16 protein-coding genes are annotated in these 14,077 nt (G+C 40.2%); all 16 read left to right on the forward strand.

From position 1 onward, the window contains the following. The first annotated feature begins 8 nt into the window (after positions 1 to 8). The 16 genes from rnpA to atpG all read left to right on the forward strand — a co-directional run bounded on the left by rnpA (position 9) and on the right by atpG (position 14,045). The gene (gene rnpA, locus BTO23_RS19925) at positions 9 to 362 is read left to right on the forward strand and encodes a ribonuclease P protein component (RefSeq protein ID WP_012548914.1); all 354 of its coding nucleotides are present in this window, start codon (positions 9 to 11) and stop codon (positions 360 to 362) included. Beyond that, the gene (gene yidD, locus BTO23_RS19930) at positions 329 to 586 is read left to right on the forward strand and encodes a membrane protein insertion efficiency factor YidD (protein WP_081091604.1); all 258 of its coding nucleotides are present in this window, start codon (positions 329 to 331) and stop codon (positions 584 to 586) included. The genes rnpA and yidD overlap by 34 nt, the downstream gene beginning before the upstream one ends. A gap of 2 nt (positions 587 to 588) precedes the next feature. Continuing rightward, positions 589 to 2,214 (forward strand): membrane protein insertase YidC, encoded by a 1,626-nt coding sequence (yidC, locus tag BTO23_RS19935; protein WP_105064397.1) that lies wholly within the window; start codon positions 589 to 591, stop codon positions 2,212 to 2,214. Between the two features lie 98 nt (positions 2,215 to 2,312). Further along, the gene (gene mnmE / locus BTO23_RS19940; protein WP_061005062.1) at positions 2,313 to 3,680 is read left to right on the forward strand and encodes a tRNA uridine-5-carboxymethylaminomethyl(34) synthesis GTPase MnmE; all 1,368 of its coding nucleotides are present in this window, start codon (positions 2,313 to 2,315) and stop codon (positions 3,678 to 3,680) included. A gap of 58 nt (positions 3,681 to 3,738) precedes the next feature. After that, complete coding sequence (gene mioC / locus BTO23_RS19945) at positions 3,739 to 4,173, forward strand: FMN-binding protein MioC (protein ID WP_060993467.1); 435 nt, start codon at positions 3,739 to 3,741, stop codon at positions 4,171 to 4,173. 423 nt (positions 4,174 to 4,596) lie between these two features. Beyond that, the gene (gene mnmG / locus BTO23_RS19950; protein ID WP_105064398.1) at positions 4,597 to 6,486 is read left to right on the forward strand and encodes a tRNA uridine-5-carboxymethylaminomethyl(34) synthesis enzyme MnmG; all 1,890 of its coding nucleotides are present in this window, start codon (positions 4,597 to 4,599) and stop codon (positions 6,484 to 6,486) included. Between the two features lies 1 nt (position 6,487). Beyond that, entirely contained in the window at positions 6,488 to 7,120 is a 633-nt protein-coding gene (rsmG, locus tag BTO23_RS19955; RefSeq protein ID WP_060993469.1) for a 16S rRNA (guanine(527)-N(7))-methyltransferase RsmG, read from the forward strand. Positions 7,121 to 7,137: 17 nt separating this feature from the next. Further along, positions 7,138 to 7,938, forward strand: a complete 801-nt coding sequence (locus tag BTO23_RS19960; protein WP_060993470.1) for a ParA family protein — start codon at positions 7,138 to 7,140, stop codon at positions 7,936 to 7,938. Then, complete coding sequence (locus tag BTO23_RS19965) at positions 7,928 to 8,812, forward strand: ParB/RepB/Spo0J family partition protein (RefSeq protein WP_060993471.1); 885 nt, start codon at positions 7,928 to 7,930, stop codon at positions 8,810 to 8,812. Before BTO23_RS19960 ends, BTO23_RS19965 begins: the two co-directional genes overlap by 11 nt. A gap of 189 nt (positions 8,813 to 9,001) precedes the next feature. Further along, entirely contained in the window at positions 9,002 to 9,391 is a 390-nt protein-coding gene (locus BTO23_RS19970) for a F0F1 ATP synthase subunit I (RefSeq protein ID WP_060993472.1), read from the forward strand. An 8-nt stretch (positions 9,392 to 9,399) separates the two neighbouring features. Further along, positions 9,400 to 10,197 carry a F0F1 ATP synthase subunit A gene (gene atpB / locus BTO23_RS19975; RefSeq protein ID WP_060993473.1) on the forward strand — a complete coding sequence of 266 codons (798 nt, stop codon included), beginning with the start codon at positions 9,400 to 9,402 and terminating at the stop codon, positions 10,195 to 10,197. Between the two features lie 45 nt (positions 10,198 to 10,242). After that, complete coding sequence (atpE, locus tag BTO23_RS19980) at positions 10,243 to 10,500, forward strand: F0F1 ATP synthase subunit C (protein WP_004411110.1); 258 nt, start codon at positions 10,243 to 10,245, stop codon at positions 10,498 to 10,500. A gap of 56 nt (positions 10,501 to 10,556) precedes the next feature. Then, positions 10,557 to 11,027: a F0F1 ATP synthase subunit B gene (gene atpF / locus BTO23_RS19985; RefSeq protein ID WP_060993474.1), complete on the forward strand. Its 471-nt coding sequence runs from the start codon at positions 10,557 to 10,559 to the stop codon at positions 11,025 to 11,027. Positions 11,028 to 11,044: 17 nt separating this feature from the next. Further along, on the forward strand, positions 11,045 to 11,578 hold the full coding sequence (gene atpH / locus BTO23_RS19990; RefSeq protein ID WP_060993475.1) for a F0F1 ATP synthase subunit delta: 534 nt from the start codon (positions 11,045 to 11,047) through the stop codon (positions 11,576 to 11,578). Positions 11,579 to 11,591: 13 nt separating this feature from the next. Then, a complete protein-coding gene (gene atpA / locus BTO23_RS19995; protein WP_060993476.1) occupies positions 11,592 to 13,133 on the forward strand; it encodes a F0F1 ATP synthase subunit alpha in 1,542 nt (513 codons plus the stop codon). Between the two features lie 45 nt (positions 13,134 to 13,178). Next, positions 13,179 to 14,045, forward strand: a complete 867-nt coding sequence (atpG, locus tag BTO23_RS20000) for a F0F1 ATP synthase subunit gamma (RefSeq protein WP_060993477.1) — start codon at positions 13,179 to 13,181, stop codon at positions 14,043 to 14,045. The last annotated feature ends 32 nt before the right edge of the window (positions 14,046 to 14,077 follow it).

Consider the following 14,077-nt stretch of genomic DNA (forward strand, 5'->3'; position numbering starts at 1 on the left):
TTATTTTGATGAATTACGACTTCTCTCGGGAGTTACGCTTGTTAACTCCCGAGGATTACAAATCAGTTTTCAAGCAAGCTCACCGAGCCGGCTCACCTCACTTCACCATTCTTGCCAGAGAAAATTCACTATCACACCCTCGTTTAGGTCTTGCTGTTCCTAAGAAGCAAATTAAAACTGCTGTTGGTCGCAATAAGTTTAAACGTATAACTCGTGAAAGTTTCCGCAATAAGCAACATTCATTACCTGCGAAAGACTTTGTGGTTATCGCTAAAAAGAGTGCTCAAGAATTGAGTAACGAAGACTTTAACAAGCTACTAGATAAATTATGGCATCGCCTGTCTCGCCCTTCTCGTGGATAGCAATCGGTCTAATCCGTTTTTATCAACTCGTCATCAGTCCAATGATTGGACCTCGCTGTCGATTTACTCCAACGTGTTCGCATTATGCAATTGACGCACTAAAGTCACACGGTTTAGTAAAAGGGTGTTGGCTAACTGGCAAACGTCTATTAAAATGTCATCCTTTGAATGATGGGGGCTATGACCCCGTCCCACCCAAGCAGCATAAAGACAGAGAACAATAACGATGGATACCCAACGTAATATTCTGTTGCTAGCACTGGCTTTAGTTTCTTTTTTACTTTTCCAACAATGGCAAGTAGAAACTAATCCGCAGCAACCAGCTACAGTTAGTACCGTTCAACAAACTCACACGAATGGTGATGTTCCAACTTCTTCGACAGCAAACAGTGATACACCAGCGGATTCAGCACAGTCTGACAAGCTGATTACAATCACAACTGATGTGCTTACTTTAAAAGTAGATACGTTGGGTGGTGACATCATTGAATCTGTTCTTAATAAATACGATGCAGAATTAGACTCTAAAGCAAAATTCGTTCTTCTTAGAAACGATGCTGATCATAGCTATATTGCTCAAAGTGGTTTAATCGGTCCTCAAGGCATCGATTCAAACACGGGTCGTGCACAATTTACAGCGCAAAAAACAGATTATGTTTTAGCGGATGGCCAAAACGAATTACGTGTTCCGTTAACATTAGTGAAAGATGGTATTACTTATACTAAAACACTAGTGCTTAAACGTGACAGCTACGCTATTGATGTTGATTACACGGTTGATAACCAATCTTCAGCACCAGCAACAGTAGAAATGTACGCAAACTTAAAGCAAAACTTATTGGATGACGGTGGCAGCTTAACAATGCCTACGTACCGTGGTGGTGCTTACTCTACTGAAGATACACGCTATAAAAAATACAGCTTTGACGACATGGAAGATAAGAACTTATCTATCGACATGACAAATGGTCAAGGTTGGGCGGGTATGCTACAACATTACTTCGCATCAGCTTGGATCCCACGTAACGTGAATAATGCAACACTGACTTCACGTGTTGCTGGCGATTACGGTTACATTGGCGTTCGTATGCCTTCAGTAACAATCCCTGCAGGCCAAGAAGCAACGCTTACAGCAACGCTTTGGACAGGTCCAAAACTTCAACCAGAAATGGCTGCAACTGCTAAATACTTAGATTTAAGTGTTGATTACGGTTGGTTATGGTTCATTGCATCTCCTCTTCACAAACTACTGTCTTTCATTCACGGTATTGTTGGGAACTGGGGTCTAGCGATCATGTTCTTAACGTTCATCGTTCGTGGTGCAATGTACCCACTAACGAAAGCACAATACACATCAATGGCTAAAATGCGCATGCTTCAACCTAAGTTGGCAGCAATGCGCGAGCGCATCGGCGATGACCGTCAGCGTATGAGCCAAGAAATGATGGAGCTTTATAAGAAAGAAAAAGTAAACCCACTAGGTGGCTGTTTACCAATCGTTCTTCAAATGCCGATCTTCATTTCTCTGTACTGGGCACTAATGGAATCAGTTGAACTTCGTCATTCTCCATTCTTTGGTTGGATCACGGATTTATCAGCACAAGACCCATACTACATCCTGCCATTACTAATGGGTGCTAGTATGTTCTTAATCCAGAAGATGAGCCCTACGACAGTAACGGATCCAATGCAACAGAAGATCATGACATTCATGCCTGTAATGTTCACGGTATTCTTCTTATGGTTCCCAGCTGGCTTAGTTCTTTACTGGTTAGTATCAAACATCGTAACGCTAATTCAGCAAACTCTGATTTATCGTGCACTTGAGAAAAAAGGCTTACATTCTAAGTAAGTTGAATTTCTAAAGAAATAAACAAAAGGCGGCCATTGGTCGCCTTTTTTGTTTTATCGGCTTACAATATGCTCAAGCAATAGACATTAAGAATAATCATGACATTACATACAGACACTATCGTTGCGCAAGCAACAGCCCCTGGCCGAGGCGGCGTAGGCATCATTCGAGTATCAGGTCCTAAAGCTCAACAAGTCGCTCTAGAAGTGGTAGGAAAGACGCTTAAACCTCGTTACGCAGAATACACCCCATTTAAAGATGAAAGCGGTATAGAGCTTGATCAAGGTATTGCGCTTTATTTCCCAAACCCACATTCATTTACTGGTGAAGATGTTCTAGAACTTCAAGGTCATGGTGGCCCTGTAGTCATGGATATGCTGATTAAACGCATTCTAAAAATAGATGGCATTCGTACTGCACGCCCAGGTGAGTTTTCAGAAAGAGCCTTCTTAAATGATAAAATGGATTTAGCTCAAGCAGAAGCCATTGCCGATTTAATTGATGCAAGTTCTGAAGAAGCGGCTAAATCAGCGCTAAATTCATTACAAGGCGTTTTTTCAAACAAGATAAACACCTTAGTTGAGTCACTTATTTATTTACGAATTTATGTTGAAGCCGCCATTGATTTCCCAGAAGAAGAGATCGATTTTCTTGCAGACGGTAAAGTCAGTGGTGATTTACAAGGGATCATTGACAACCTAAACGCTGTTCGTAAAGAAGCGAACCAAGGTGCGATCATGCGTGAAGGCATGAAAGTAGTAATAGCCGGTCGTCCTAATGCAGGGAAATCAAGCCTACTAAATGCTTTATCGGGCAAAGACAGCGCAATAGTTACTGATATAGCAGGAACCACACGTGACGTACTCAGAGAGCACATTCATATTGATGGTATGCCTTTACATATCATTGATACAGCCGGTCTTCGTGAAGCCTCTGATGAAGTAGAACGCATTGGTATTGAACGAGCTTGGGAAGAAATAGCACAAGCTGATCGCGTTTTATTTATGGTTGATGGCACAACAACAGATGCAACCGACCCTAAAGTAATCTGGCCAGAATTTCTTGATCGTCTTCCTAAAAATATGGGAATGACAGTGATCCGCAATAAAGCAGATCAAACAGGTGAAGAGCTTGGTATTTGCCACGTAAATGATCCTACTCTTATCCGCTTATCAGCCAAAACAGGCGAAGGTGTTGATGCACTGCGTACTCACTTAAAAGAGTGTATGGGCTTTTCAGGTAACCAAGAAGGTGGCTTTATGGCTCGTAGACGCCATTTAGAAGCACTAGAAAAGGCCTCTCAACACCTAGATATAGGCCAGCAACAACTTGAAGGTTATATGGCTGGTGAAATTCTTGCTGAAGAACTGAGAATAGCACAGCAACACCTGAGTGAAATTACAGGTGAATTTACTTCTGATGACCTGCTAGGACGTATATTTACTTCTTTCTGTATTGGTAAATAACACTAAATAATACAAACAATAATGGGCTATTACAGCCCATTTTTTATAGGAAAAATTCATGAAAAATGCATCAATCATTACAGGTAGCACCCTAGGAGGTGCTGAATATGTTGGCGATCATATCGCTGATTTATTAGAGGAAATGGACTTTACAACCGATATCCATAATCAACCTAATTTAGACGAAATAGACAACAGTAGCCTTTGGATTTTAGTCGTATCTACTCATGGTGCGGGAGACTACCCAGACAACATCAAGCCTTTCATTCAGCAGCTCACCGACAACAACACAAGCATCTCAAAAGTAAAGTTTGCAATAGTTGCCATTGGTGATTCAAATTACGACACTTTCTGTGCTGCTGGTAAATCACTGCAAAACACCCTTCTAGAATTAGGCGCAACTGAAAAATTTCCACTTTTAGAAATAGATGTAACCCAACATAGTATCCCTGAAGAGCCGGCAGAATTGTGGCTAAAAGAATATATTTGTTAATAATTCATTTATGATCATGATGAAAAGTTATTAAATAGAAAACATCTACGATGTGGATAACTATAGAAAGATCCAGTGATCAAGTTATAGTTATCCATTGAATAAGATCCATTGCCCTACCCCCCTGTGGATAACAAGCTCTTTTATCCTCAAGCCATCCGATCGAAGATCAAAGAAAAGTAACAACTTTGGATCGATCCAAAGTATATGATCCAATTGATCATTTAGCACTTATCCACAGAGATCGGCGATCTATATAATAGATCTAATAAGAGATCTCTTTAAAAGATCTTAAATATATTAAGCGATCTTTCTTTTTTGAACTTCGTCACTTTTTCATTTCTTTCCAAGCTAGAAAAAGGGTAAAATAGATCTCTTAAGTTAAATTCTTCTAACTCTTTTCATTACACCTAAGGTCGAATCATGTTTTACCAAGAAAACTTTGATGTCATTGTTATTGGCGGTGGTCATGCTGGTACTGAAGCAGCACTTGCTGCGGCAAGAACAGGACAAAAAACACTTCTCCTCACTCATAACATTGACACATTAGGTCAAATGTCGTGTAACCCAGCGATTGGTGGGATCGGCAAGGGCCATTTGGTAAAAGAAGTGGATGCCTTAGGTGGATTAATGGCACAAGCCATTGATCACGGTGGTATTCAATTTAGAACACTAAATGCTTCAAAAGGTCCTGCAGTACGAGCAACACGTGCTCAAGCTGATAGAGCATTGTATAAAGCATTCGTTCGTTCAGTATTAGAAAACCAACCAAACTTGACCCTATTTCAACAAGCCGTAGATGATTTGATCATTGAAAATGATAAAGTTATCGGCGCAGTTACTCAGATGGGCCTTAAATTCCGTGCTAAATCAGTTGTATTAACCGCTGGAACCTTTTTAGGGGGTCAGATACATATTGGCATGGAAAACTTCTCTGGAGGCCGCGCAGGAGATCCTTCTTCGATCACTTTAGCGCAACGTTTACGAGATCGTCCATTTAGGATCGGCCGCTTAAAAACAGGAACCCCACCTCGTATTGATGCTCGTACTGTTGATTTTTCAGTACTAGAAGCACAACCAGGTGATAATCCAACACCAGTATTTTCATTCTTAGGTAATCGTCAACAGCATCCTACGCAGGTTAATTGTTTCATTACTCATACCAATGAAAAAACACATGATGTTATTCGTAAGAACCTTGATCGTAGTCCAATGTATGCGGGTGTCATTGAAGGTATTGGCCCACGTTACTGCCCTTCAATTGAAGATAAAGTAATGCGCTTTGCAGATAAAGACAGTCACCAAATCTTTATTGAACCAGAGGGGCTAACTACGCACGAGTTATACCCAAATGGTATTTCTACAAGCTTACCATTTGATGTTCAATTACAAATTGTTCAATCAATGAAAGGCTTCGAAAATGCACACATCGTACGTCCTGGTTACGCAATTGAGTACGATTTCTTTGATCCTCGTGATTTAAAATCAACGTATGAAACTAAGTTTATTGAAGGTTTATTCTTTGCTGGTCAAATCAACGGTACAACTGGATATGAAGAAGCCGCTGCTCAAGGTTTGATGGCTGGTTTGAATGCTAGTTTATTTGCTCAAGGCAAAGAAGGTTGGAGTCCACGTCGTGATGAAGCGTACATGGGAGTTTTAATTGATGATTTATCAACTCTTGGAACAAAAGAACCTTACCGTATGTTTACTTCACGCGCTGAATATCGTTTATCTTTACGCGAAGATAATGCAGATTTACGTTTAACTGAACAAGGTCGTGCTCTTGGTTTAGTTGACGACATTCGTTGGGCTCGCTTTAGTGAAAAAGTAGAAAATATTGAAAAAGAAAATCAACGATTAAAAGATATTTGGATTAATCCAAAATCTGAAAATATTGATCAAGTAAATTCGATCTTAAAAACCCCGATCGTTCGTGAAGCTAATGGTGAGGATCTTCTTCGTCGTCCAGAAGTTACTTACAACTCTTTAGTATCACTTGAAAACTTTGGTCCAGCGATTGAAGATCTACAAGCAGCAGAGCAAGTTGAAATTCAAGTTAAATATGCAGGTTATATTCAACGTCAGCGAGATGAAATTGAAAAATCATTACGCCACGAAAATACAAAACTGCCATTAGATTTGGATTACAGCAAAGTAAAAGGCCTTTCAAATGAAGTGGTTGCTAAGTTAAGCGACGCAAAACCAGAAACTCTTGGTATTGCTTCTCGTATTTCTGGTATTACTCCAGCTGCGATTTCAATTTTATTGGTTCATTTAAAGAAACACGGTTTATTAAAAAAAGGTGAGTAATGTGACCGATTTATCTCAACAATTCGATCGTTTGATTGCTCAAACTGATTTAACTGTCTCTGAATTGCAAAAAGAACAGTTACTTGGTTATGTAGCTCTACTTCACAAGTGGAATAAAGCGTATAACTTAACCTCAGTAAGAAACCCAAGTGAAATGGTTATTAAACATATCTTGGATAGTATCGTTGTTAGTCCAAAGCTATCAGGTCAACGTTTTATTGATGTTGGTACAGGACCTGGTTTACCAGGTATTCCATTAGCTATCATGAACCCTGATAAATCATTTACACTGTTAGATAGCTTAGGAAAACGAATTCGTTTTATTAAACAAGTTATTCATGAGTTAAAAATTAACAATGTCACACCAATTCAAAGTCGTGTTGAAGAGTTTCAACCAGAAGAAAAGTTTGATGCAGTCCTAAGTCGTGCGTTTGCATCAATGACAGACATGGTGAATTGGTGTCATCATCTACCTAAAGAAGAAGATGGTGTATTTTTGGCATTAAAAGGGATCTATTCAGAAGATGAAGCAAATGATCTTCCTGAGTGGTGTTCGGTCAGAGATGTAGCGACATTAATCGTTCCGGAGTTAGAAGGTGAAAGACATTTAGTCACCTTAACCGGAAAAAAATAATGGAATAAGAGGTTAGTGTGGGAAAAGTTATCTCTATTGCGAACCAGAAAGGTGGCGTAGGTAAAACAACAACAGCGGTGAATCTTGCCGCTTCTATGGCAGCAACACATCGAAAAGTTCTACTTATTGACTTAGACGCGCAAGGTAATGCGACGATGGCCAGTGGGGTTGATAAATACGATGTAGATGCTACTGCTTATGAGTTGTTGGTTGACGAAGTGCCTTTTGAAAAGGTTGTGATAGAGGAAACATCTGGAGGCTATGACTTAATAGCAGCAAATGGTGATATTACTGCTGCTGAGATTAAGTTAATGGAAGTTTTTGCGCGAGAAGTTCGCTTGCGCAACATGATCTACCCAATTCGTGGTAACTATGATTTCATCTTTATTGATTGCCCTCCCGCTCTAAATCTCCTTACAATTAACGCCATGGCAGCATCTGATTCTGTATTAGTTCCTATGCAGTGTGAATATTATGCACTAGAGGGACTTACCGCTTTAATTGATACTATTGGTAAATTAGCCGCTGTAGTGAATGCTGATTTAAAGATCGAAGGGTTATTAAGAACCATGTTCGATCCTCGCAATCGCTTAGCTAATGATGTATCGGATCAACTAAAAAAACATTTCGGAGACAAAGTGTATCGTACTGTCATTCCTCGAAATGTGCGTTTAGCAGAAGCGCCAAGTCATGGTAAACCTGCAATGTATTATGATAAATACTCAAATGGTGCAAAAGCATATTTAGCTCTTGCCGGAGAGATAATTCGCCGTGACGAAGTGGAAAAAGAAAGGGAAACAGAAATTCATGGGAAATAAACGTGGTTTAGGTAAAGGATTAGATGCCCTATTAGCAACAAGTTCACTGGCTCGTGAAAAGCAAGTTGCAGCAGAACAAAGTGAATCTATTTCAAAAGAAACTCAATTGGTTGAGCTGGGTATCCATCAACTGAATGCGGGTCATTATCAACCAAGAAAAATAATGGAAGAAGAAGCATTAGAGGAATTATCTGCTTCCATTCGTTCTCAAGGCATTATTCAACCTATCGTTGTTCGTCAAACTTCCCATCAACAATATGAGATCATTGCTGGCGAAAGACGTTTTCGTGCAGCTAAAAAAGCAGGATTAAAACACGTACCTTGTGTTGTTAAGTCAGTTGAAGATAAAGCCGCAATTGCAATGGCACTGATTGAAAATATTCAACGTGAAGATCTTAATGCAATAGAAGAAGCACAAGCGTTAGAGCGCCTACAGCAAGAGTTTGAATTAACGCATCAGCAGATCTCTGAAGTGATTGGTAAATCTCGTACTACGGTGACAAATTTATTACGTTTAAATGCACTTTCTGATGAAGTGAAAGCTCTTGTTGAGAGTAAATCGTTAGAAATGGGTCATGCGCGAGCGTTATTAGCATTAGACCTTGAATCTCAAATTGAACTCGCTCAATTAGTTATAAAAAAGAAACTAAATGTTCGTCAAACAGAACAACAAGTTAAAGCGTTGTTATCACCTAAAAAAGAAGAAAAACCAGTAAAGCAAGATGTAGAAATGGCCGAGGTATCGGATAAGTTATCTGCAATGCTTGGTTCTAAAGTTGTTATTAATCGAAACTCATCAGGTAAAGGGAAGGTAACGATTACCTTTGACGAGGCTCACAAATTAGAACAACTTATCGCAAAGCTAGAAAGCTAAGTGTGATATAAAACGGTGTTTAAAAGCAAAATTGTATTTTACGTCGTAAAAGTTATTGCTTTGTTCTCATAAATGTAACTTTTTAATGCTATTTGATTGCATTCATATCGGTGCAACGTATAATTTTTGCAAAATCTTTGCCTTCTGTTGATATATATCAAGGCAAAGATGCTTTAAAAGGAAGAATACATGGTAGTTACGCTAGCTAAACCTGGGCGTTTGCTTGCTAAGCGATTGTTATTGATTCAGCTTAGTGTCACTACAGTTATGACAATAGGGATGAGCATAGCCGTTAGTGCTAGTTGGGGAATGTCTGCATTGATAGGCGGTAGTATTTTTATTATTGCAAATTCAGTGTTTTCAAAATGCGCATTTATGTTCAGTGGAGCAAGAGCGGCTAAAATGGTTGCTGCTTTTTTCTATCTGGGTGAAGTGCTTAAAATTCTTATAACAATTGTCTTATTTTCTATTGTTTACGTGTATACGGAGGTGGAACTTGTTCCCCTCAAACTAACCTATTTGCTGGTACTGGGTAGTAATATCTTTGCACCAGTTTTCTTTATTAACAACAGGAAATAGGAAAAGTTATGTCTGCGTCAACGCCTACTGAATATATTAATCATCACCTGCAGAATCTCTCATTAGGGAAGTTAGGCATTGTTGATGAATTAAGTTTTTGGAATGTGCATATAGACAGTTTGTTTTTTTCTGTGCTAACAGGTGTGTTATTCCTTTGGGTATTTCGTTCTGTAGCTAAGAAATCAACGACTGGAGTACCAGGTAAATTACAGTGTTTCGTCGAAATGGTAGTTGAATTCGTTGATAGTAACGTAAAAGAGACTTTCCACGGCAGAAACCCTTTGGTTGCTCCATTAGCTTTAACCATATTTTGTTGGGTAATTATAATGAATGTCATGGATTTAGTTCCTATTGATTTCATTCCTTACTCTGCTGAACATTTGCTAGGTATCCCTTATCTTAAAGTGGTTCCGACAGCTGATGTAAACATTACTATGGCGATGGCTCTTGGTGTGTTTGCTTTGATGATTTATTACAGCATTAAAGTGAAAGGCCTAGGTGGTTTTGCAAAAGAATTAGCATTACATCCATTTAATCATTGGCTCATGATCCCGTTCAACCTACTTATTGAAGTTGTTTCGCTACTAGCTAAACCTCTTTCTTTAGGCATGCGTTTGTTTGGTAACATGTTTGCTGGTGAAGTGGTATTTATACTAATTGCTGCAATGTTACCGTGGTATTTACAATGGGTCGGTGCGTTACCTTGGGCTATTTTCCATATTCTGGTTATCTTAATCCAAGCATTTGTTTTCATGATGTTGACGATAGTTTATATGTCAATGGCTCATGAAGATGGCGATCATTAATTTAAATTTTTAATACAACTCTATCTATTCAATTGGAGAATATAAATGGAAACCGTTCTTAGTTTTTCAGCTATCGCAGTAGCTATTATTGTTGGTCTTTGTGCTGTAGGTACAGCAATTGGTTTTGCTATTCTTGGTGGTAAGTTTCTGGAAGGCGCAGCTCGTCAACCTGAAATGGCTCCAATGCTACAAGTTAAGATGTTCATCATCGCTGGTCTATTGGATGCGGTTCCAATGATCGGTATCGTTATCGCGCTACTATTTACATTTGCTAACCCATTTGTTGGTCAACTAGCAGGCTAATCTAGCCTTTTGCTAATTGAATTTTTGTAGCTGATTCTTAACGAGGGGTAGCTGTTGTGAATATGAACGCAACTCTGCTTGGTCAAGCAATCGCTTTCGCACTGTTTGTTTGGTTCTGCATGAAATATGTATGGCCACCAATCATGGAAGCGATCGAGGAACGTCAGAAGAAAATTGCTGACGGTTTATCTGCCGCTGAACGCGCAGCTAAAGACCTTGATTTGGCACAAGCCAATGCTTCTGATCAACTGAAAGAAGCAAAACGCGCTGCAACTGAGATCATCGAACAAGCGAATAAACGCAAAGGCCAAATTTTGGATGAAGCTCGTGAAGAAGCTTTGACTGAACGTCAAAAAATTCTTACGCAAGGTGAAGCTGAACTTGAGTCTGAACGTAAACGCGCTCGCGATGAACTGCGTAAACAAGTTGCAACTCTGGCTGTGATTGGTGCCGAGAAGATCTTGGAGCGTTCTATTGATATAGAATCTCAAAGAGATATTCTTGATAACATCACTGCGAAATTGTAAGTAAAAGGGGGCAAGATATGTCAACAATGACAACCATCGCACGCCCCTACGCGAAAGCAGCTTTTGACTTTGCGGTCGAAAAAGGCGAATTGGACCTATGGGTTCAAATGCTAACTTTTTGTTCAGAAGTCTCAAAAAATGAAGATGTTGCTCAGTTACTGGATGGCGCTATTGCGTCAGATAAACTGTCAGAAATCTTTATTTCAATTTGTGGTGAACAACTGAACGAGTTTGGACAAAATCTAATTCATGTTATGGCTGAAAACGGCCGTTTGAAGATTTTACCTAGTGTGTTAGAGCAATTTATCTTTTTAAAGCATGAGCTTGAAAAAGAAATTGATGCTGAAGTTACTTCAGCAATTGAACTGACTGAACAGCAAAAAGCTGACATTAGTGCCAAACTTGAAGCTCGTCTAGAGCGCAAAGTGAAGCTGAATTGTAGCGTAGATGAGGCCCTGTTAGCTGGGGTCATAATTCGAGCCGGAGACCTAGTCATTGATAACTCAGCACGTGGCCGTTTAAGCCGCCTGAGTGAAACATTGCAGTCTTGATGGGGAATGGAGCATGCAACTTAATTCCACGGAAATTAGCGATCTAATCAAACAACGCATTGAAAAATTCAACGTTGTAAGTGAAGCTCGTAATGAAGGTACAATCGTTTCGGTAAGCGACGGTATCATTCGTATCCACGGCCTTGCAGATGTTATGCAAGGCGAAATGATTGAATTACCGGGTGGCCGTTATGCGCTAGCACTTAACCTTGAGCGTGACTCAGTTGGTGCTGTTGTAATGGGCCCATATGCTGACCTACAGGAAGGCATGAAAGTAACAGGTACTGGTCGTATCCTTGAAGTGCCAGTAGGTCCTGAAATGCTAGGTCGTGTTGTAAACACACTTGGTGAGCCAATTGATGGTAAAGGCCCTATTGATGCGAAACTGACTTCTCCAGTAGAAGTGATTGCACCTGGTGTAATCGATCGTAAATCAGTAGACCAACCTGTACAAACTGGCTACAAGTCAGTTGACTCAATGATCCCAATCGGCCGTGGTCAGCGTGAGCTAATCATCGGTGACCGTCAGACTGGTAAAACAGCAATGGCGATTGATGCGATCATTAACCAGAAAAATTCTGGTATTTTCTCAATCTATGTTGCGATTGGCCAAAAGGCATCAACAATTGCTAACGTAGTTCGCAAATTAGAAGAGCACGGCGCGTTAGCTAACACTATCGTTGTTGTTGCTTCTGCTTCTGAATCTGCTGCGCTGCAATATCTTGCACCGTACTCAGGTTGTGCGATGGGTGAATACTTCCGTGACCGCGGTGAAGATGCTCTGATTGTTTATGATGACCTATCTAAGCAAGCTGTAGCTTATCGTCAGATTTCTCTACTACTGAAACGTCCACCAGGTCGTGAAGCATTCCCTGGCGACGTATTCTATTTACACTCTCGTCTACTAGAGCGTGCTGCTCGTGTAAGCGAAGCGTATGTTGAGAAATTCACTAATGGTGAAGTGAAAGGTAAAACTGGTTCTTTAACTGCTCTACCTATCATCGAAACTCAAGCTGGTGACGTATCTGCATTCGTACCAACCAACGTAATCTCGATTACCGATGGTCAGATCTTCCTACAAACAGAACTGTTCACTGCTGGTGTTCGTCCTGCGGTAGACCCTGGTATTTCTGTATCTCGTGTAGGTGGTGCTGCGCAAACTAAGATCATTAAGAAACTGTCTGGTGGTATTCGTACTGCTCTTGCACAGTATCGTGAACTTGCAGCATTTGCTCAGTTCTCATCTGATCTTGATGACGCGACTAAGAAGCAACTTGATCACGGTGAAAAAGTAACTGAACTTATGAAACAGAAACAGTACGCTCCAATGTCTGTTTTTGATCAAGCGTTAGTTATCTTTACCGCTGAGAAAGGCTACTTGAATGATGTTGAGCTTTCTAAGCTTGCTGATTTTGAAGAAGCTCTGCTGTCGTATGCTCGTGGTCAATTTGCCGATCTAGCAACAGAGATCGACTCATCGGGTGCTTGGAATAATGAAGTTGAAGCTCAGTTTGTGAAACTGGTTGAAGATTTCAAAGCAACCCAGACCTGGTAATTCGTTGGTGGCCTGTTATGGGTCACCCGAAAACGGAGAGTAACGATGGCCGGTGCGAAAGAGATTCGTAACAAGATCGGGAGTGTAAAAAGCACTCAAAAGATCACGAAAGCAATGGAAATGGTAGCTGCTTCTAAAATGCGTCGCTCGCAAGAGTCGATGGCAGCATCTCGCCCATATGCTGACACAATACGTAAAGTAATCGGTCATTTAGCGCTTGGTAGCCTTGAGTATCGTCATCCGTATCTTGAGGAACGCGAAGCTAAGCGTGTTGGTTACATTGTTATTTCTAGTGATCGTGGTTTATGTGGTGGCTTAAACATTAACTTGTTTAAAAAAGTCATGGCAGAAATGAATACATGGTCAAAAGATGGTGTTGAAATTGATTTAGCCGTTATCGGCTCAAAAGCAACAGCATTTTTTAACAGCTATGGCGGTAATGTTATTGCTCAAAATTCAGGACTAGGCGATAACCCAAGTCTTGAAGAATTGATCGGTAGTGTTGGTGTTATGCTGAAGAAATACGATGAAGGCCAGTTGGATCGCCTATATGTAGTGAACAATAAGTTCATTAACACAATGGTGCAAGAGCCAGCAATTGACCAATTACTTCCTTTGCCTAAATCTGAAGATGAAGCAATGAAACGTACTCATTCTTGGGACTACATTTACGAGCCTGAGCCTAAACTACTACTAGATACATTATTGGTTCGATACGTTGAATCACAAGTATATCAAGGTGTAGTTGAAAACTTGGCGTGTGAACATGTAGCGCGAATGATTGCGATGAAAGCAGCAACTGATAATGCTGGTGACATCATTGATGAACTGCAACTTGTGTATAACAAAGCCCGTCAATCGGCTATTACACAAGAGCTTTCTGAAATTGTTTCAGGCGCATCAGCGGTTTAAGCATAGGTATTTAAACAGTTTAGAGGATTAAC

It is taken from the genome of Aliivibrio sifiae, from assembly GCF_002954715.1.
GTDB lineage: Bacteria > Pseudomonadota > Gammaproteobacteria > Enterobacterales > Vibrionaceae > Aliivibrio > Aliivibrio sifiae.